We start from the raw sequence: 18,928 nt of genomic DNA, 5'->3' as shown, positions 1-18,928 counted from the left end.
GCCGCAGGCCGGGTGGAACAATCAGTCACAGACCGGATCGTAGGGCAGATCCGGTAGGAAACGGCGCCACTCCGCGGCCGTGATGCCCACGCCCGCCCGCTCGCAGATCCGGGCCCGCACCCGGTTGACATCGAGGTCCCACACCACCGCGGGCACGGTGAAGATCACGCCGACCAGCTTCTCGCCGTCCCGGGTATAGAGGATCTCCTCGATACCGGCCTCGCTGCCCGCCGAGCGTGCGAGCTTCTCGATGAGCGTCGGGGAGTCGTGTTCCGTAACGTCCCATATCCGTACGGTGTTGTCGTTGCTGCCAGTGGCGAGCTGCGTGCCGTCCGGGCTGAACGCGACGCTGGTCACGGACGCCGAATGGCCCGGCAGGTCCGCGATCTGGCGCGGCGCGTCCATGCGGGTCACGTCCCACAGCGTCGCGAACGGGTTGGCCCCGCCGGCCGCGAGCGTCCTGCCATCGGGGGAGAAGCGCACCTCCCAGACCCCGCCGGGGAACTCGGGCAGCTCCGAGACCAGCCGGAGCCGTCGCGGGTCCGTCACATCCCAGAGCTTCACCGATCGTTCGGCCGCGCTCACCAGGGTCCGGCCGTCCGGTGAGAAGGTCAGGTCACGGACGGATGAGCGGTGCGCGATCAGCGACGCGAGCCGCCGCGGCCGGGAGAGATCGGTGACGTCCCAGGTCTCGACCCTGGCCTGGAATGCCGGCTCCGGCGGGGAGTTCAGGCCGCCGAGCGCCAGGGTCCTCCCGTCCGGGCTGAACAACAGCTCCGCGGTGCCCCCGGCCGGCCCCGGCACGTCCGAGATCCGGGACGGCTTCGCAGGGTCGCGGACGTCGTAGAAGACGATGTTCTTGCCCGTGCCCACCGCGAGCACGTTCCCGTCCGGGCTGAAGGCCGACGAGCCCGTCGGGTCGTACTCGTCCACGATCACGTCGGTGAGCACGTGCAGTCGGCGGGGCGCGTAAGGATCATCGACGTCCCACAGCTCGACCGCCTTGTCGGTGGTGATCGCTACGATGCCGGTGACCGGGTTGACGACGGCGTCCTCCTGCGCGCCGTTGCGCCCGATCAGCGCCGGGCCGGGCATCTCCCAGACCCGCAGCGAGCCGTCCACCGAGACCGACGCGAGCCGGCGGCCGTCCGGGCTGAAGGCCACATCCCAGACCGTGGCGCCCTCGTCGAGGAAGGTCAGGCTGTACTGGTCGACGTCCACATCGAAAATCGGAACTCCGACGTACCGGAACCCGCCCACGCCGACCAGGCCGCTGACCGGGTCCACGGCGAGGCCGGTCATCGGCGCGTCCCCGGTCCCCGCCCGGCCGTCGTACTCCAGACGCGGCAGGTCCGGCCCGGAGAACTTGCGGACGTAGCCGCCGTCCCCGGCGGTGTAGACCGTGTGGCCGTCGCCGCCGAAGGTGATCGACCGGATCGCGCCCGCGCCGTCCGAGCTCGGGCCGCCGTCCTCGACGAGAACCTTGAGCGGCCTCGGGTTGCTCGGATCACTGACCGACCACAACAGGGCGGAACCGCCCTCGTCCCCGGCGATCAGGAACGCGCCGTCCGGGCTGAACTCCAGCGCCACCACCTGCGCCAGGTGCAGGAAGAGCTGCCCCTTCTTCTCCGGGCGCGCCGGATCGGAGACGTCGTAGATGTACGCCGACTTGCCGTAACCACCGACGGCGAGACGATCAGACGTCGGATCGAACGCCAGGCCGTAGACCTCCGAATCCGCCTTCGGCAGGGTCGCCAGCAGGCGCGGTCGGGCCCGGTCGGTGATGTTCCACAGCTTGGCCAGGCCGTCGGCGCCGCCGGTCGCCAGCACCGTCCCGTCCCGGCTGAAGGCCACCGCCTTCACCGCCCTGCCATGCCCGCCACCGCGTTCGTCCGGGATGCGTGCGAGTGGCGTGAGCCGCCGCGGATCGGCCGCGTCCCAGACCGCGGCTGTCCAGTCGTCGCTGCCCGTCGCGAGCAGGCGGCCGTCCCTGCTGTAGGCGACCGTCCCGACCGACTTGGTATGCGCCTGGTACCGAGTCGGCACCCCGCTACCGCCGTTGAACGACGACAGGACGGCCCCGCGTGCCTCCGGCGTGTCCGCCGTGCGCAGCGCGACCAGGCTGAGCTGGGCGGCCAGCGCCGGATTGTTACGCCTGGCAGCCTCCGCCTGCGTCGCGATCCGCTGCGAGAGCGCCTGGTCCCGAGCCCGCCCCGACGAGGCGCTCTGCTGGAACGTCAGGCCCGCCAGCGACGCGGCGACGAGCAGCAGGACGGCCAGCGCCGCCACGAGCTGGCGCAGCCTACGGGTCCGGCGCGCCGCCGCCCGCTGCTGCTCGGCCTCTGCGCGGACACTCTCGTCGAAGAACTGCCTGGTCGTCGCATCGACGTCCAGGTCGTCGTCCATCCAGTCGCGGGCCGCGGCGAGACGCGAACCGGCGAAAAGGTAGGACGGATCCCGCCCGCCCCGCTCCCACACCTCAGCGGCGTCGCGCAGCTGCTGCAACGCCACGGCGCCGGCGCGGTCCATGTCCATCCACTCGCGCAGCCGTGGCCAGGAACGCAGCAACGCCTCGTGCGCGATCTGCAGACCGTCCTGATCCCCATCGGCATCGGCCTCGACGAGACGCGCGGCTACCAGCGCATCCAGGACGGTCGCCGACTCCGGCCCCGGCACCTCCGCGAGCAGCGCCGCCCGCCGTACCCGCCGCCGGGTGTCCGCGCCGTTCTCACCAAGCCGGATCATGCGCATCAGTAGTGGTCGGACGGCCTGCTGGGCGGCCCCGTCCAGACTCGTGTAGGCCGCCTCGGCGGTCTGGGCGATGGCCCCGGTCAGCCCGCCGACGCGCAGATAATCGGCGACGGTGAGCGCCTCGCCCGCACGGGCGAACCAGGTCGCGCGCAGCGCGTGGGCGAGCAGTGGCAGCGAGCCCGGATCAGCCACGAACCCGGAGCTGAGGTTGGAGACGAGCTCGGGGCTGCGACTGCTGCCGTGGCCGGTGCCCTGGTCGCTTCCGGTGATCCCCGTGCCAGCGGCGGCGCCGAGATCGCGCAGGACGAGCTCGACGAGCCCGGGCTCAACGTCCCCACCCGCGGCACGAGCCGGATTCACCACGATCTCGCGGATGTCGGCGGCCGCCATAGGCCCGACCACCACCTGATTGACCTGCAGGACCTCGACGAGCTCGGGGAAGGAGGCGCACGCCCCGTAGAAGTCCGCCCGCAGGCCGATCACGACGACCGCACTGCCCGCCGCGGTCGCGCACAGGGCCCGGACGAAAGCCTCCCGCTCGGCCTGGTCCGCGCAGAGCGTGAAAACCTCCTCGAACTGGTCGACCGCGATCACCATCCGCGGCTCGTGCGGAGCGTGTGGTTCGTGAGCTTTGCGTGGTTCGTGGGCTTTGCGCGGTGTGGGGGGTTCGTGGGGCACGGCGGGTTTGAGGGGCGCGCGTGACGCGGAGAGCTCGCGGGGTTCGTGCGGCGCGGCGGATTCACGCGGCTCGCGGGGATCGGCTGGCTCGTGGGGGTTGCCTGGCCTGTAGAGCGTGGTGGCGTCGTTTCGTGGGCCGCGGCGGATCGTGGTCTCGCCCCCCTCTGGGGCAGACCGAGGCGTGGCGCGCGCGGCGAGCAGCTCACGGACGATCTCGCTGAGCCGCTCCGGCTCCCGGCGCAGGCTGTCACCCAGCATCCGCGCCATCGTCGGCATCCCGGTCGCCTCGACAACACGCTGGACGAGCGCCTCGAGCGGGTGCTCGCCCGGTGTCATCACCAGCCGTGGCCAGCCACGCGAGCCGGGAAGCGCTCCGCGCGCGAGGGCGGGCAGGAGCCCGGCACGCAGCAGTGACGACTTCCCCGACCCCGAGGCGCCGACGAGCACCAGCGGCCCCACCCTCGACGCCTCCGAGGAGACCCTCGCCACCAGGTCGGCGACCATCCGCTCACGCCCGAAGAACCACTGCTCACTCGACTCGTCGAAGCCGCGCAGCCCCGGGTACGGGCAGGCCGTCGAGTACGCACCGGCCGGCGGGACGCTGGTCGGTGGCTTCGACGGGTATCCGTCGATGATCTGGGTGGGCGCCGCCTGGGACTCGACCAGCGGCGGCGTACGCATCTCCGCCGCGTTCCCGGCCACAGTCCGAGAGGTCCGCTGGTCCGGCCGGGCCGCGGCGCCCGGCGAATCCTCACCGGAACCGTGCGGTCCGCCGCGCTCCGAACGCTCGGATGTCATGACCTCACCCGTCTCCGGGGCAGTGGGCCGATCGGGCAACCTCACCGATTGTGGTCTATCGCGGACTTTGACCGCACACCAGTCACCTAGACGACAGGGCATCCGCCGCTCGGCCGGAGACTTGTCGTCCTTGGGCCCAGGCTCGGCCCCGGGCGCCTGCTACGCCACCGCGCACACGGGAGCGGGCACCCACGGGATCAAGGACGTGCTCCGCGGATGATCTGCCATGATCTTCGACTCCTCGAGACCAGGCCGGACAGGCGCGCCGGCTGGAGTCCGCTGGAGGGGAGGCGCCGCGATGGACCCGTCTGAGGGTGGCTGCGAGTGGCCTCGCCCGGGGCCCTGTGCGTACCGAGGATCATGGTGGGCTGATCGATCATGTATCGAGGAAAACTTCCTGCCCCCCACAGCCCGGATGGGTCGCATCGTCCTGTAGCATGACCTCCAGTTCCTGAGCAGCCGGGCACGACCAGCCGGCTTGGTCTACTGCGAGTAGCACGACCACTCAGGATGGCCAGAGCGACAACTGAAGATAGACACATGGTCCCGTGGTGAAGTCTGGAGTTCACGCCGCCCTGTCAAGGCGGAGGTCGCGGGTTCGAATCCCGTCGGGACCGCGTTATCGGCAACACAGCGCAAGACATGGGCAGGTAGCTCAGTCGGTACGAGCGTCCGCCTGAAAAGCGGAAGGTCGGCGGTTCGACCCCGCCCCTGCCCACTCACCCCCTGTTCTACCTGCGGTTCTGTCGCAGCGTCACTTCAAGCTGCGGGTTGTACAGTGCCCGGACAGAGTAAAACTTTCTTGGCTTGTGCCGTGTACTGATCGAGGATCTTCGGGTCGGCTTCCGTGGACTTGTACCGATCAGGCGGAATTAGCCAAAATACCCTGCGGCCGATTCTGATTCCTTCGTGTGAGATCGCCGCGGGGCCGTCGAGGAACTGACGCCCCGGTGATCTCTGGCCAGGCGGTGTCGAACCTGTCGGGACAGCCGTATCGACATCGGGCCGAGAATCCGGCCGTCTCGTTCCGCGACGACGCGCGCCGCGGTGGGAACTGCCGGATCTGACACCAGTCGCCTGCGTGGGCGACGCTACCGCCCGCGGCAGTCTCGTGAGCTGGTGACCGAAGCGTTTAGACGGCGGGCCGCGCACACCGTGGTGGGGACGCCCACCACAGGGTGGCTGCAGATTTCGGTGAGGATCGTGTCCACAAGTTGGTCGGCGTTGCCAACCTGCTCAGGTCGCTGGCATCACCCTGCGGACTGGCGCAGGTGATCCCGAAGCCGGCCGATTTCCCGCAGGAGGCGGACGGCGCGGGCGGCCTGGGCCCCCGCCGGCGACGCCGTCAACATCGCGAAGGACTGGGTCTGCGAAGCCTGACTCCTTATGCGTTTCGTGCCGGCCTGCCTGGTCCGCGGGTGCCTGGTCGTGGAATGTCCATGAGCTGGACCCGGATGCCGCGGTCAGGATGGATCATGAAAGGTTGCTGTGCCGCGCGGACGCCCTTCACAGTCGAGGCCCCACGCTCCTCGAGCCCATCGTAGAGCACGAGCCGTCCGAATGTGGGTGTTACCTTCTTTTGAAGGTAGCACCCACAAGGAGGAGGCTGTCGGATGCAGAGGTCGGGGTCGCAGCGGTGGTGGGCGCTGGGGGCGGTCAACCTGAGCGTGCTCGCCGTCAGCCTGGACGGCACGGTCCTGTCGGTGGCTCAACCGACGCTGTCGACGGCGCTCGGCGCCTCGCAGTCCGATCTGGTGTGGTTCTCCGCTGGTTATCTGCTCGTGCTGGCCGCGGCCGTGCTGCCCGTCGGCTTGGCAGGTGACCGTTTCGGACGCCGCAGAGTCCTGCTCGCGTCGCTGGCCATATTCGGGCTGGGGTCCGTGCTCTGCGCCTACGCGGGGTCGCCGGGGGTGTTCCTTGCGGGACGGTTGTTCCAGGGTCTGGCCGGCGCCGGTATCACCGTGATGGCACTGTCCGCCCTGGTCGTCCTGTTCGACGAGCAGGAACGTCCGAGAGCGGTGGGGATCTACCAGGCGGCGAACTTCGTAGCCCTGCCGCTCGGCCCGATTCTCGGTGGCTGGATGCTGTCGCGGTTCTGGTGGGGCTGGGTCTTCCTGCTCAACGTGCCGGTCGTCGTCCTCGCGGCAGTGATCGGCTTCGTCCTGATCCCGGAGTCGCGATCGACGCAACGCCCTGGTCTGGACCCGGTCGGCACCGCGGCGTCAGCGTCTGGACTGGCAATGGTGATCTACGGTTTGGTGCGCGCGGGGGAGCGCGGCTGGGGCAGCCTGGACGCGCTGCTGTCGATGGCCGCCGGAGCCGCGGTGGTGGTCGGGTTCGTCTGGTGGGAGCGCAGGCTTGGTCGGCGGCCGACCGGCCGGCCGCTGGTCAACCCGCAGCTCCTGCGGCCGGGGCTGTTCCTGTGGGGATCGGCACTCGCCGCGGTCGCGGGTCTGGCGATGATCGGAGTGCTGTTCACGATGCCTCAGTACTTCCAGGGAGTGCGGGGTACCGGCACCCTGGGCAGCGGCCTGCGGCTACTGCCCCTCATCGGCGGCATGGTCGTCGGCGCCGGGCTCGCCAGCCGGCTCGCACCGGCGATCACCACGCGACTGGCGGCAGCGCTGGGGTTCATACTCCTGGCGGGCGGTCTCATCGTGGGAGCCACCACGACGTCCACCTCTGGCACGGTATTCACCGCAGGGTGGACGGCGCTCGTCGGCGCGGGAACAGGACTGGCCCTGTCGGTGGCGACCGCGGCGGCACTGGCCGGGTTGTCGGCCGAACGCAGCGGCACTGAGTCCGCTGTCGTGCAGGCGTTCAACAAGACAAGCGGCCCACTTGGTACAGCGATCACCGGCAGTGTCCTCGTTGCGGTCTACCACGCCCGACTCGACAGCGTCGGGCTCCCGGAGACGGTGGCCGCAACGGCACGCAGGAGCCTCTACGGCGGCACGGCCACCGCACAGGCAGCCGGGGGACCAGGGCTGGAGCAGGCGGTCCGCGCGGCGTTCGTCGACGGGATGAGCGCCGCGTTCCTGGTATCCGCCGTGATCGCCATACTTGGAGCCTGCGTGGCTCTGGCAGTCCTTCCCCGGGGCCGATCGCGTAGAACGGAAGCCGGTCAGCCGACCGAGGAAGGGACCGTCGATGCCGTCGAGCACTGACCGGGCAGCGCCTGGCCTGCGAGAACGCAAGAAGGCCCGGACCAGGGCCGCAATCCAGACCCACGCCCTGCGACTGTTTCGCGAACAGGGCTACAACGCGACCACCGTCGAACAGATCATCGACGCTGCGGAAGTCTCGGAGACGACCTTCTTCCGTTACTTCCCCACGAAGGAAGAGGTCGTCCTCCAGGACGACCTCGACCCACTGATCATCGAGGCGTTCCACAACCAGCCCGCGGATCTCACGCCCATCCAGGCGATACGCGCCGCGATCCGTCAACAGTTCGACGCCCTAACGCCGGACCAGAGGCAGGCAATACAGGAACGCACCGTGCTCATCGTTGCCGAGCCCGCCCTGCGCGCAGCCATGCTCGACCAGATTTCCCAGACCATGCTCCTGCTTGCCGACGCGATCGCCGAACGGACCGGACGCCCGAAGGATGACCTCGCCGTGCGTACAGTCGCCGGCAGTGCCATCGGCGCCATGCTCGCCACCCTGCCTGCCCTGGCCGACGACCCCAACGCGGACCTGCCCGCCCTCGTCGACCAGGCCCTCGGCCACCTGGAGGCTGGACTACCGGTATGACACAGCAACCCAACCAACCGGGCCCCGGACCGACGCGACTCCCCGCGGCACATCGCCCGCCGGGCGGGCCGGGTGCTACCGTGGAATCGGAGACAATCCGCCTGTCGCGGTTACGCTCATCGAGGTCGTGGGAAAACGCAGGTCAGCATAGCGTTTAGGCGTTTTGACCTGAAAAGCGGAAGGTCGGCGGTTCGACCCCGCCCCTGCCCACCGCCTTTGACCAGGCCCTTTCTCATCACGATGATCTCCTGGCGGTCGTTTGGAGATCGTTATGTGGCAACGGGTGTAGACGTCCCTTGGTTCTATCTGTCAAGCGGCGGCGGTCTGGGTGGTGTCGGTGAGGGCTGGCCAGGCGGTGGCTTCGTCGTAGGCCGTCTGGTGGCGTAGGCAGCCGTGGAGGATGGCGACGTGTCGGTTCGCGAGGGCGCGTAGCGCCTGGTGGTGGGTCATGCCGCGGGCGCGATGGCTGTCGTAGTAGGCCCGCGCGCCGGGTGAGGCTTTCAGCGCGGCGAATGCCTGGGTTGCCAGTGCGTCGCGGAGGCGGCTGTTAACCGCGACGCGGGCCAAGACGACACGGCGTTTGCCGGAGGCGCGGGTGATCGGTGAGGTGCCGGCGTAGTTGCGGCGGGCACGAGCGGTCTCGTATCGGTTCGGGTCGTCGCCGAACTCGCCGAGGGCCCGTGCGGCCAGGACCGGCCCGAATCCGGGCAGGGACAGGTAGATCCGGGCGTGGGGATGCTGGTGGAGGCGTGTGGTCATCTCGGCCTCGACCCGGTCGATCTGCGCGACGAGGGTCGTCAGGACCGCGACGACGGCGATGACGGTGTGCCCGAATGCCTGCGCGATCTCGGTGGGTGCGGTGAGCTGCTCTCCGCGCAGCGCGCTGCGGATCTCCTCTGCTCGGGTGTCGGCGCGGCGTTGCCGGCCGGCCCTGCGGAGCAGGGCGGCGATCCGTGTCGTGGTCAGCGCGCGGCCGGCTGCCGGGGTCGGGGCGGCGGCCAGGACGGCGAGGGCGTCACGGCTCGCGAGGTCGTCAAAGGCGACCAGGGCGGCCGGGTGGAACTCCCGCAGCGTCGAACGCAGCAGATTCGCGTGTCGTTGCCGTGCCCAGGCCAGGTTCTGATGGGTACGGGCCAGGACTTTCACGGCTTCGGCGAGGTCGCTGTCCGCGGCGACGGTGCGGTGGTGATGCCGGTCGGTGCGGACCAGGTCCGCCAGTACTCTCGCGTCTCCAGGGTCGCTTTTCGCCCGGGAGGTGACGTGCCGTTCGCGGTACCGGGCGGCGGAGAGCGGGTTGATTGCGTAGACCTGGTAGCCGGTCGCGACCAGGGCGCCGACCCATGGTCCCCGGTCGGTTTCGATTCCCACCACGACCTGTGACGGATCCTCGTCGCCGCCGAGGTGGTCGGCGATCAGTGCGTGGAACCGGGCGAGGCCGGCGACGCCCTCGGGAAGCCGAGCGCGAGCGAGACGCTGTCCCGCCTCGTTCTGGATCTCGATGTCGTGATGGTCTTCGGCCCAGTCGTCTCCGACGAACAGCACCCTGTGCTCTCCTTCCTCGTCCGGTGTAGGACACGGACCTCGGGAAGGTTCACGCACGCGCTAATGGATCAGTGCTCGTCTTGGCACGCCGTCCCACCAGTCGTTGACACCCTCCCAGCAGCCGGTGGCGGCACGTTCTACACCTAGACCTCGAACGTGCGGGCCGGCAACAACGAGTGCTCGACCACCGGCGGCCCGGACACCCATCCCACCAACCTCGGGGACCAGTGCAACCCCATTAGCAACGTCGGCGAACCGGCGCGTACGTCAGCGGCCTTCCACGGCCGAAAACGTACGTCCGCGGACGTTGGAATGACGGTCAGTTCGGCCTGGACGGCGGAACGTGCCGGGAATCCCGGCGACCCGCTGTTTCCCACCATCACCGGCCGGCCGCTCAGCCGTGACGCCATCGAACGCCGGATCGCCCTCTACACGGCCCGAGCCGCCGCAAGCTGTCCCTCGATCTCAACCAAGCACGTCACCGCCCACACCCTCCGGCACACCGCCGCTATGCGGCTGCTCCTCGCAGGCGTCGACCAAAGCGTCATCGCCCTCTGGCTCGGACACGCCCACATCGCCACCACCGACCGCTACCTACACGCCGACATGACCCAAAAAGAACAGGCACTCGCCCGCACCCAACCATTCGGCAGCGCACCCGGCCACTACCGCCCACCCGACCCGCTCCTGGCATTCCTCGAAAACCTGTAAGCCCGAGGCCCTGCTTGCTGACCCCGCGGGACTGAAGCAGTCTGTCACCGGCCTGTTGGCTTGATATCGCTCACCGGTTCATCGCGTCGCAGGTCCCGGAAGGCGGCACCTTTGTAGCTTCTCCTTCGCTACGATCCATGGTCATGGAGAACTTTGTGTTCGCTTTGGCCGCCCTCTTAATCTCCGTCATCGCGCTAGCCCTGGCTGCATGGCAGATACATGTCGTCCGCGGCGCGAACCACCTGCCCGTGGTCCTCGATGCCTTCAAGGCGTCGCGCTGCCCGGAGTGGTTCGAGGCGCAGGAATACATCCTGAACAGGTTGTCGAGGGAGCACGCCGCCGGATGCGCCTGGCGTGATCTGCCGCAGCAGGCACGCGACCAGGTCAATACCATCGGGCTGTTCTATGACGACCTTGGCAAACTCATCGCGCACCAGGTGATCAGCGGGGATCTGGTCATCGGCTCCTACGGCGACTCGATCGTGTATCTGTGGGACGTCCTGGCACCATACGTCTACGCAGAGCGAGCACATGTGCCAGACTTCTGGGTCTACTTCGAGGACCTCGCGGCACGGACCGCCAAGACGTCGACCCGGGCCGTTTACGCGAAACTACGTCTCCGCAAGCGCCCGCCATGCCGGCAACCAGATGCGGCCTAATTCAGCCAGGCACCAGTGCCGACCGGAACTCCCTTGCCAGCGGGGCCAGCAGACCCGACCCCTCACGCCCCACCCACATTGATGATCCCTTTCGGTATCCCTGCCTCCTCCTCGATCGGTGAAGAAGACATGATTCGTCCAACTGGCAATCGCCTTCTAATAGTTGTCTACCGAGCGTCTCCCCGCTGGCTCAATGACGAACTCGCGCGTCAGGGGGCGGGTCGGGTGGCGCCCAGGTAGATGTCCGCACCCCAGGCGGCCCCTACCACGGTCGGGAACGCCTCGACCCGGACGACGGCGCCTCGGTGAGGCGCGTCCACCATCACCGGCCGGCCATCCCGGACTCCCAGGTAGAGACCGACATGGGTGACGTCCGCCGGCCCGCCACCAAAGAACACCAAGTCACCAGGCCGCAGCCCGGCACCAGCCGGAAGGCGGGGCCCGGCGTCGAACTGGCCCTGAGCCACCCGAGGCAGCCCGATCCCGGCCACCTCGAAAGCAGCCTGGGTCAGCCCAGAACAGTCGAACCCGACCCCCGGCGTCTCACCGCCCCACACATACGGGACACCCACCTGAGAAAGCGCCCACGTCGCGGCGACCTCACCAGCGCCGTCCGCAGCAGCAGGAGCGAAATCCTGGCCGTAGGACGCGGCAACAGCAAGAACCCGCGCCACATACGCCTGCCCGGCTGGCGTTATGCCGACCTTGCCCGTCCCGATTTCGCTCCCTGGCGCGGCTTCATCAGCCGAGGTCGGCATAACAACAGGGCCGGCATAATAGGCCCTATGCCGACGTCGGCATAGGGCGTATAACCATTCAGACGCCTACGTCGCGCAGGTCGTCACCCAGGCCACCGAGTACAGCTCGACCGGCGGCGGTTTCGGGGCCGACACCAGCCCGTCCGACGCCGGCTACGCCGCCGTCGTCTACGCCCAGGGCCAGATTGGCATCCCCTACCTGTGGGGTGGAGACGGGCCGGCCGAAGGCGGCTTCGACTGCTCCGGGCTCACCAGGGCCGCCTACCAGGCCGCCGGGATCGACCTGCCCCGCACCGCGCAGACCCAGTACGAGGCCGGGCCTGTGGTCCCGCCCGGGGAACCGCTCCAGATCGGCGACCTCGTGTTCTACGGCACCGCCACCAACATCCACCACGTCGCGATCTACATCGGAAACGGGCAGATGATTACAGCTCCAGGTCGGAAGAAGGTGGTAAAAATATCCCCATATAGATGGAGCGGCGATGACTATTTCGGGGCGACAAGGCCAGTCGGAGAGGATTTATTCCAACCAGATGCAACGTCCGGCAAGCAGCGATAAGCGACGAAAGCGGGCTTTCGGGGCTTCCCAAGTGTGAGCAGTCGGACCCTGCTCCGCCTCGGGGCACACCGAGTGCTTCTCCCTCCAGCCGTCGCCGACCTGCTGCTCGCCCAACGCGACACCGCTCGGACGGTGTCCGTGCTCGGTCGCAGCGCCCCGCCGGGGACAGCCTGGCTGTTCCCCGGCCGGCCGGCCCGTGACGTGGTCCTTTCGACCACGACATATGCTGCACCTGGAAAGTGCCTCGAACGCGGGTTCAAGGACTTCGACACCCTTGTCTTCCCAGGTCGGAGGCAGTTTTCTGTTGCCAGGGCAGGCCAGACTGGAAGATCAGTAAAAATCCGCGTGAATAGCCGATGCTAGGGAAGCCCGGCTTCGTATGCGGCGATCACGAGATGGACCCGGTCGCGAGCGCCCATCTTCGCGAGGATGCGGCCCACGTGAGTCTTGGCGGTCAGCGGGCTGACGACCAGCTCGTCCGCGATCTCTTGGTTGCTCCGGCCCGCGGCGATGAGCCGAAGCACCTCGCGTTCGCGCGCCGTCAGGCTGGCCAGCCGCTCGGGCGCAGGCGCGTCCGGGTGACTCAGCGCACGGGTGATGACCGCCCTGGTCGCGCCGGGCGACAGCAGCGCCTCCCCCGCCGCGATGGTGCGGATGGCGTCCAGCAGCGCGTCCGGACGGGTGTCCTTGGGCAGGAATCCGCACGCCCCCGCGCGAAGGCCGCGCAGTACGTTGGTGTCTGTCTCGAACGTGGTCAGGATCAGCACCCTGCTGCCGCTCGCTCCATCGTCAGCGACGATCTGCCGAGTCGCCTCGATGCCGTCGGTGCTCGGCATCCTGATGTCCATCAAGACGACGTCGGGGCGCAGGTCCCGGGTCAGCGTCAGCGCCTCGTCGCCGGTGCCGGCCTCCCCGACGACCTCCATGTCGTCAGCGGAGTTAACCAGCAGCGCGAACGCGCCGCGCACCAGTGTCTGGTCGTCGGCGAGCAGGATCCGGATCACTACGGCACCCGCCAGATCTCCGGCAGCGGCAGGCTGGCCCATACCTCGAATCCTCCGGACTCGCCCGGGCCGGCGGACAATTCGCCACCGACGGCCTGTGCTCGCCCTGTCATCCCGGCGATCCCGAAGCCGGGTGTCACGGTTGAGCTCGGTCGCGCGGGCCCGTGATCGACGACCGCGATCCGCAGCCGGTGGCCGTTCTGGCCGAGCCGGACGGTCGCGTGCTTGGCCGTCGAGTGTCGAATGACATTGGTGAGCGACTCCTGGATGATCCGATAGGCCACGACGGACACCGTCGACGGTAACTCGTCCGGGAGCCCGTCAGCCTCCACGTCGACTCGGATATCAGCCGCCTCGGCCATCTCCACCAGACGCTGCAGCTCGCCGAGGTGGGGCACTGGCTCGGTTGGCTCGGCCTCGCCACCATGCAGCACGTCCAGAACGGCACGCAGCTCATGGAGTGTGGCCCGGCTCGTGTCCGACAGGTTATGCAGCGTTCTGGACAGCTCCTGCAGCGACGCATCCCCGCGCCTCGGCAGCTGGTCGATCAGGTGCGCAGCGACGGAAGCCTGGACGTTCGCGACCGCGAGGCCGTGCGCTAGGACGTCGTGCAGCTCGGCAGCGATCAGGACCCGCTCCTCGGCGACCCGCCGCTCGACCTCGTCGGCACGCTCCTGCTCAAGCCGCGCGGTGACGGCGGCCTTCCAGTTTTGATGGAAGCGGACCGCCAGCCCGGCAAAGAAGGCCATGAACAGCCAGCCGACGCCGAGGAGAGCATCGTCAGGTGCCCCCGACGCCTCGTCGGCGAGGACCGGCACGGTCACCGCGGCCACCGCCACCAAGGCGGCGAGGGCCCGCCGCGGTGGCTCGCTGCAGCGCGCCGCCGTGAACGCCGCCACAAGCGAGGCCGGCATCGTGGCCTCATGGGGATAGTCGAGGACGTGGTACGGCGTCGACACTGCGAGGACCGCGAGGACGACGAGGATCGGCCAGCGCCGGCGGGCCAGTAACGCCGCCGACATCGCGCCCAGGAGCGCGATCGCCCACAGATCTACGCTTCGCTCGCCGTCGAAATCGACCGCCTCGAGCGTGATCGCGACGACGACGCCGAGCACGAACGAGGCCGCCGCCAGCAGCCGATCGGCCACTGGCGGACGGAGCGCCATCATCGTTCACACAGGGTCATCGACACAGTCCTATGCCGCGCGCCAGAGCTTGCTGGGCCACCAGATCCGCGAACCCAGCGACATTGTCAGTGCAGGAACCACGATGGACCGCACCAGCAAGGTGTCGATGAGCACGCCGACGGCGACCAGTATCCCAATCTCGACGAGCATGACGAGCGGCAGCGTGGCGAGCACCGCGAACGTCGCCGCCAGCACGACGCCGGCCGAGGTGATAACGCCGCCGGTCACCGCGAGGCCACGCTTCGTGCCATCGACAGTGCCGTGCCGGGCGGCTTCCTCACGTACCCGGGTCATCAAGAAGATGTTGTAGTCGACACCGAGTGCGACCAGGAAAAGGAAACCGATCAGGGGCACCGACGGCTCCAACCCGGCGAAACCGAACACCTGGTCGAACAGCAGGTTGCACAGTCCGAGGGCGCCGAAGAACGACACCACGACGGTGGCGACCAATACCAGCGGAGCCACGATCGCCCGCAGCAGCAGCCCGAGGATGGCGAGCACCACCAGCAGGATCAGCGGCATCACCAGATTGCGGTCGCTTTTGTTGGTCTCGGCCTCGTCAAGCCTTTCGGCACTCGGCCCGCCGACCAGCACGGCCTCACCGGCGACCTGGTGCACGTGCTCCCGCAGCCGCTTGATCGTTGCCGTCTCACCCGCGCTTTCTGGCGAGTCGACCGGGATCACGGAGATCTCCACCCAGTCGTCGCTGGCCCGGCCGATCTCGGCTTCGGCAACCCCCGGCGTACTTTCGACGGCGGCCAGGACCTCGCGGCTCTGGTCCGGCCGACTCACCACGGTGAGCGGCTGACCGCTCTGGTCGGGGTACCGGGCCTCGATCAGCTTCGCCCCGGTCACCGAGTCCGGTATCGAACGAGCGAACTGGTCCAGCTGCGGAAGCGAGCCGCTGGCACCCACTGTGCCCAGCGCGAGACCGCCCAGGACCACCAGCGGCACCGCCCAGCTGACGACGCGGCGGCGCGCGACCAGCTCGCCGAGCCGAGCCCACCCAGATCGAGATGTGTGTGCCTCACCCCCGAGTCGCGGCACGAACGGCCAAAAGACCCGGCGCCCGAGCACCACCAGCAGGGCCGGGAAGAGCGTCAGCATGACCAGCAGCGCGGACCCGATGCCCGCCGCACCCACCGGGCCGAGACCGCTGGTGCTGTTGAGATCCGCGGCCAACAGGCACAACAGGCCGGCTACCACCGTCGCCGCCGAAGCGAGGATTGCCGGGCCGGCCCCACGCAGCGCCGCCAGCATCGCGTCGATCGGCCGCTCGTAGTGATGCAGCTCCTCGCGGTAGCGAGACACGAGAAGCAAGGCGTAGTCGGTGCCCGCGCCGAAGACCAGGACGATCAGCAGCGCCGAGCTCATGCTCGTCACGGTGAAGTCGAAGATCTGGGTGAGTGCGTAAACAACACCCATCGCCATGATCGCCGCGACCCCGACCGCCGTGAGCGGGACCAGCCACAGGAGCGGACTGCGATACGTCAGGATCAGCAGGACCGCCACCACTACGGCAGTAGCGAGCAACAAAGTCGAGTCGACGGCATCGAAGATCTCGTCCATGTCGGCCCCTAGCGCGGTCGGACCGGTGACATATGCGTTCAGACCGTTCGGCCGGTCGGCGAGAAGGTCACGCGCCTCCGCGGTGGCGCCGGCCTCCTCGTCGATCGCCTCATGGTCGAGCGGCAGCGCGTACATCAGGGCTGTGCCGTCGGGGGAGTCGACGATCTGGGGCGGTGCGTCGGTGTCGTTGCCGAATCGCTCCGCCAGCTCGGTCTGGCCGCGTACGACCGCCTCCCGATCGCCCGGCTGGAGGCCGTCGGGTCGTTCGTACACGACCACGAGCAGGCCGTTTTCACCGCCGGGCAGCTCGGCCTCGGCCTGGAGCACCCTGGTCGACTGGGCGCTGGCCGGCAGGTAGTCGGCCTGGCCATCGCGGGTCACCGAGTCGAGCTTGCCGGCGAGTGAGTAGCCGCCCACCACCAGCCCGATCCACACAGCCAGCATGAGCCACGGCAGCACGGTCTTGGTCCGTGATCTCTTCGGTCTGGCATCGGCACCGGAGTGGTCGGGCGCCCGTACTTCAGAAGTCATGGCGATCATGCTGCCAAGCCGGCGGGGCTGACGCGTCCGGCCACGGCAGACACTTCGCCGTACTCCGCGCGGAGTACGGCGGGCGGCTGGAGCTGGCGACCGGCGCCGACCTGCTGTGGCAGGTCGGCGCGTACTTCACCCTGCTGATGGTGAGAACCCGTCCACCGCCGTCAGCCGCCGTCCCTCCAGCCACGCCCCCCGCGTCGCCGCCACAGCCAGCGGACGCGCCACCGACCGGAACAGCTCCGCCAATGGCTCGGGACCCAGCGGTCGCCGCGCCTGCGAGGCCGCCCCCGACGTCGCGACCTGCCACCCCGCGTCCCGGTTCCCCCGCCACAGCGTCGACGACACCAGCCGGCGCAGCACTTCTTCGTAGTCGTCGTCGAAGAACAGGCACATCGCTAGCGTGAAGTACACGACCAGCCGCGCCGGCAACAACCGGCTCCGCGTCTTGGCGCTGACCCGTCCGCGCCAGGACGTCGTCGACCAGCTCCCGCGGCACCACCCGCGTCAACGCACCCAGCGCGATCCGGTTCACCAAACCCGCGATGCCGCAACCTCCACCAAGTCGGCAAGCGCCGTCACAGCCCGCCGACCCTAGGACCCGCCAGCCGTCGCCCCAGACTCACGAGCCGTCGACTCCCCGCTACCCGAAGATGCTCAACAGATGGAGTGTCGGACTAGACAACCCATCGCTAACTAAGCGGCATTGTTGCGCCCCGAGCGCGAAGAAAGGAGCTGTCTGAAGGTAGGCAGACTACTTCTTTGATACGTGCGTGCTGCACGGACGATGGAGGACCGGTGCCCTCTGGGTATGAGGGGCCGACGGCCCTCTGGTGCCGCCCTGCGGGGGGAGGTGCCAAGCCGCCCCGTAACTAGTCAGGTCTTGTAGATCGTTCGTTTTGGTTTCCTGCTGGCTGGGACTGCGTGATGGGTCAGGCGGCTCGGGGTGTTGGTGTTGTGTGGTTGATCGGCTCGTAGGGTCGCGGTGTGGCTGATGATCCGCCCAGCGGGGAGCCGGTGCCGTCGTATGACGAGCTCGCGGCGCTGGTGATGAGCCTGTAGGCGGATCTGGCGCGGGCGTTGGCACGGATCGGCGAGCTGGAGGCCCAGGTCGCGAAGACCTCGCGGAACTCGGCGAAGCCGCCGAGTTCGGACGGGCTGGCGAAACCGCCCCCGAAGTCGTTGCGGAAGAAGACGGGCCGGCGCTCTGGTGGGCAGCCGGGGCATCCCGGGTCGACGCTGTGCCTGGTGGATGATCCTGATGTGCGTCTGCGGCACGAACCGGGGCCGTGTGCGGGTTGTGGGTCGTCGCTTTCGGGTCGGCCGGTGGCCCGGGTCGAGCGCCGGCAGGTCTTCGACCTGCCCGTCCTACGCGCCCACGTCACCGAACACGAACTGGTGGAGCGGGCCTGCGGCTGCGGGGCGCACACGAAGGCCGCCGCGCCGGACGGGGTGAACGCCCCGGTCCAGTACGGGCCGCGGGTGACCGCGGCGGCGGTCTACCTGTACGCGGGCCAGTTCCTGTCGAAGGACCGGACCGCGACCGCATTGGGTGAGCTGGTCGGGATTGGGCTGTCGGCGGGCACGGTCGCGGCGATGGCCGCCCGTGCCGCCGCCAACCTGGAGGGTTTCCTCACCGCCGTCCGTGGCCTGCTCACCGCCGCCGAGGTGATCGGCGCGGACGAGACCGGGCTACGGGTCGCCGGCAGGTTGCACTGGGTGCACGTCGCCCGCACCGGGAAGTACACGCTGATCGACTGCCATCCGAAACGCGGAACCGCCGGGATCGACGCCCTCGGGGTGCTGACCGGCTTCGGCGGGGTCGTGGTCCACGACGCCTGGTCCCCGTATGACACCTACACCACCGCCACCCACCAGCTCTGTGTCGCTCACGTGCTGCGCGAGCTGCAGGCCGTGAGTGACGCCGCCCCGGCGGGGGGCTGGTGCTGGGCCACCCAGGCCGCCGACGCCCTCGTCGCGCTGCACCGTCTCACCGTCAACGCCGCCGCCACCGGCACGCCGACCGACCGACCTGGCGGCCCACACCCGGGCCCTGCGCCACGCCGCCCACATCGGGATCACCCAGACCTCACCGCGGGGCACGAAACTCATGGCCGCCCGCCACGCCCTGGCCTGCCGCCTCGTCGACCGCGAAGCCGACTACCTGCGGTTCACCCACGACCCGCGGATACCCGCGGACAACAACGGCTCCGAACGCGACATCCGCATGATCAAACTACGGCAGAAAGTATCCGGGTGCCTACGCACCCTCACCAGCGCCCGTCAGTTCTGCGCGATCCGCAGCTACCTGTCCACCGCCACCAAACACGGCATCGGCCTGTTCCCCGCCCTCGTTCAACTCGCCGAGGGCCGCCCCTGGATGCCCGCAACCAGCTAACCCAACATCAAATCGGTACCTGACCAG

At 68.9% G+C, this 18,928-nt stretch carries 12 protein-coding genes, 3 tRNA genes and 2 pseudogenes; 10 read left to right on the top strand and 7 right to left on the bottom strand.

Annotated features, from left to right (window positions below; genetic code table 11):
• Positions 1–21: 21 nt before the first annotated feature.
• Positions 22–4,110 carry a hypothetical protein gene (locus FRANEAN1_RS35560; RefSeq protein WP_347176896.1) on the bottom strand — a complete coding sequence of 1,363 codons (4,089 nt, stop codon included), beginning with the start codon at positions 4,108–4,110 and terminating at the stop codon, positions 22–24.
• 659 nt (positions 4,111–4,769) lie between these two features.
• On the opposite strand from FRANEAN1_RS35560, the gene FRANEAN1_RS35555 reads away from it, so the two are divergent.
• From FRANEAN1_RS35555 to FRANEAN1_RS41890, 5 genes are all read left to right on the top strand, one after another.
• Positions 4,770–4,844, top strand: a tRNA-Asp gene (locus tag FRANEAN1_RS35555).
• A 27-nt stretch (positions 4,845–4,871) separates the two neighbouring features.
• A tRNA-Phe gene (locus tag FRANEAN1_RS35550) sits at positions 4,872–4,945 on the top strand.
• Positions 4,946–5,840: 895 nt separating this feature from the next.
• Positions 5,841–7,394: an MFS transporter gene (locus FRANEAN1_RS35545; RefSeq protein ID WP_020464508.1), complete on the top strand. Its 1,554-nt coding sequence runs from the start codon at positions 5,841–5,843 to the stop codon at positions 7,392–7,394.
• The gene (locus tag FRANEAN1_RS35540; RefSeq protein WP_020464507.1) at positions 7,378–7,980 is read left to right on the top strand and encodes a TetR family transcriptional regulator; all 603 of its coding nucleotides are present in this window, start codon (positions 7,378–7,380) and stop codon (positions 7,978–7,980) included. The genes FRANEAN1_RS35545 and FRANEAN1_RS35540 overlap by 17 nt, the downstream gene beginning before the upstream one ends.
• A 65-nt stretch (positions 7,981–8,045) precedes the next feature.
• Positions 8,046–8,190, top strand: a tRNA-OTHER gene (locus tag FRANEAN1_RS41890).
• A 99-nt stretch (positions 8,191–8,289) separates the two neighbouring features.
• Here FRANEAN1_RS41890 and FRANEAN1_RS35535 read toward each other — a convergent pair.
• Positions 8,290–9,522, bottom strand: coding sequence for an IS110 family transposase (locus FRANEAN1_RS35535; protein ID WP_020464506.1), 1,233 nt, complete (start codon positions 9,520–9,522; stop codon positions 8,290–8,292).
• A gap of 312 nt (positions 9,523–9,834) precedes the next feature.
• Between FRANEAN1_RS35535 and FRANEAN1_RS35530 the strand changes: the two genes are divergently transcribed.
• Positions 9,835–10,233 carry a tyrosine-type recombinase/integrase gene (locus FRANEAN1_RS35530; RefSeq protein WP_157472920.1) on the top strand — a complete coding sequence of 133 codons (399 nt, stop codon included), beginning with the start codon at positions 9,835–9,837 and terminating at the stop codon, positions 10,231–10,233.
• Positions 10,234–10,376: 143 nt separating this feature from the next.
• The gene (locus FRANEAN1_RS35525) at positions 10,377–10,892 is read left to right on the top strand and encodes a hypothetical protein (protein WP_157472919.1); all 516 of its coding nucleotides are present in this window, start codon (positions 10,377–10,379) and stop codon (positions 10,890–10,892) included.
• A 209-nt stretch (positions 10,893–11,101) separates the two neighbouring features.
• Here the strand turns inward: FRANEAN1_RS35525 and FRANEAN1_RS35520 are convergent, their stop codons facing one another.
• Positions 11,102–11,464, bottom strand: a complete 363-nt coding sequence (locus FRANEAN1_RS35520; protein ID WP_049795857.1) for a C40 family peptidase — start codon at positions 11,462–11,464, stop codon at positions 11,102–11,104.
• A gap of 370 nt (positions 11,465–11,834) precedes the next feature.
• Between FRANEAN1_RS35520 and FRANEAN1_RS40205 the strand changes: the two genes are divergently transcribed.
• Entirely contained in the window at positions 11,835–12,209 is a 375-nt protein-coding gene (locus FRANEAN1_RS40205; RefSeq protein WP_347177284.1) for a C40 family peptidase, read from the top strand.
• A gap of 359 nt (positions 12,210–12,568) precedes the next feature.
• Here the strand turns inward: FRANEAN1_RS40205 and FRANEAN1_RS35510 are convergent, their stop codons facing one another.
• From FRANEAN1_RS35510 to FRANEAN1_RS35495, 4 genes and pseudogenes are all read right to left on the bottom strand, one after another.
• Positions 12,569–13,255: a response regulator transcription factor gene (locus FRANEAN1_RS35510; protein WP_049795855.1), complete on the bottom strand. Its 687-nt coding sequence runs from the start codon at positions 13,253–13,255 to the stop codon at positions 12,569–12,571.
• Positions 13,213–14,361 (bottom strand): histidine kinase, encoded by a 1,149-nt coding sequence (locus tag FRANEAN1_RS35505; RefSeq protein ID WP_198145426.1) that lies wholly within the window; start codon positions 14,359–14,361, stop codon positions 13,213–13,215. The genes FRANEAN1_RS35510 and FRANEAN1_RS35505 overlap by 43 nt, the downstream gene beginning before the upstream one ends.
• Positions 14,362–14,409: 48 nt before the next feature.
• A complete protein-coding gene (locus FRANEAN1_RS35500; RefSeq protein WP_157472918.1) occupies positions 14,410–16,500 on the bottom strand; it encodes an MMPL family transporter in 2,091 nt (696 codons plus the stop codon).
• 156 nt (positions 16,501–16,656) lie between these two features.
• Positions 16,657–17,050 (bottom strand): annotated as a pseudogene (locus FRANEAN1_RS35495) (transposase domain-containing protein); the annotation flags it as partial.
• A 533-nt stretch (positions 17,051–17,583) separates the two neighbouring features.
• Here FRANEAN1_RS35495 and FRANEAN1_RS44485 point away from each other — a divergent pair.
• Positions 17,584–18,438, top strand: a pseudogene (locus FRANEAN1_RS44485) (IS66 family transposase); the annotation flags it as partial.
• Between the two features lie 175 nt (positions 18,439–18,613).
• On the top strand, positions 18,614–18,901 hold the full coding sequence (locus FRANEAN1_RS44480; protein ID WP_347177283.1) for a transposase: 288 nt from the start codon (positions 18,614–18,616) through the stop codon (positions 18,899–18,901).
• Positions 18,902–18,928 lie beyond the last annotated feature (27 nt).

The sequence above is a fragment of the Parafrankia sp. EAN1pec genome (assembly GCF_000018005.1).
In the GTDB taxonomy this organism is placed as follows: domain Bacteria; phylum Actinomycetota; class Actinomycetes; order Frankiales; family Frankiaceae; genus Parafrankia; species Parafrankia soli.
The sequence above is the reverse complement of the archived record's forward strand: the minus strand, read 5'-3'. Positions and strand labels throughout refer to the sequence as shown.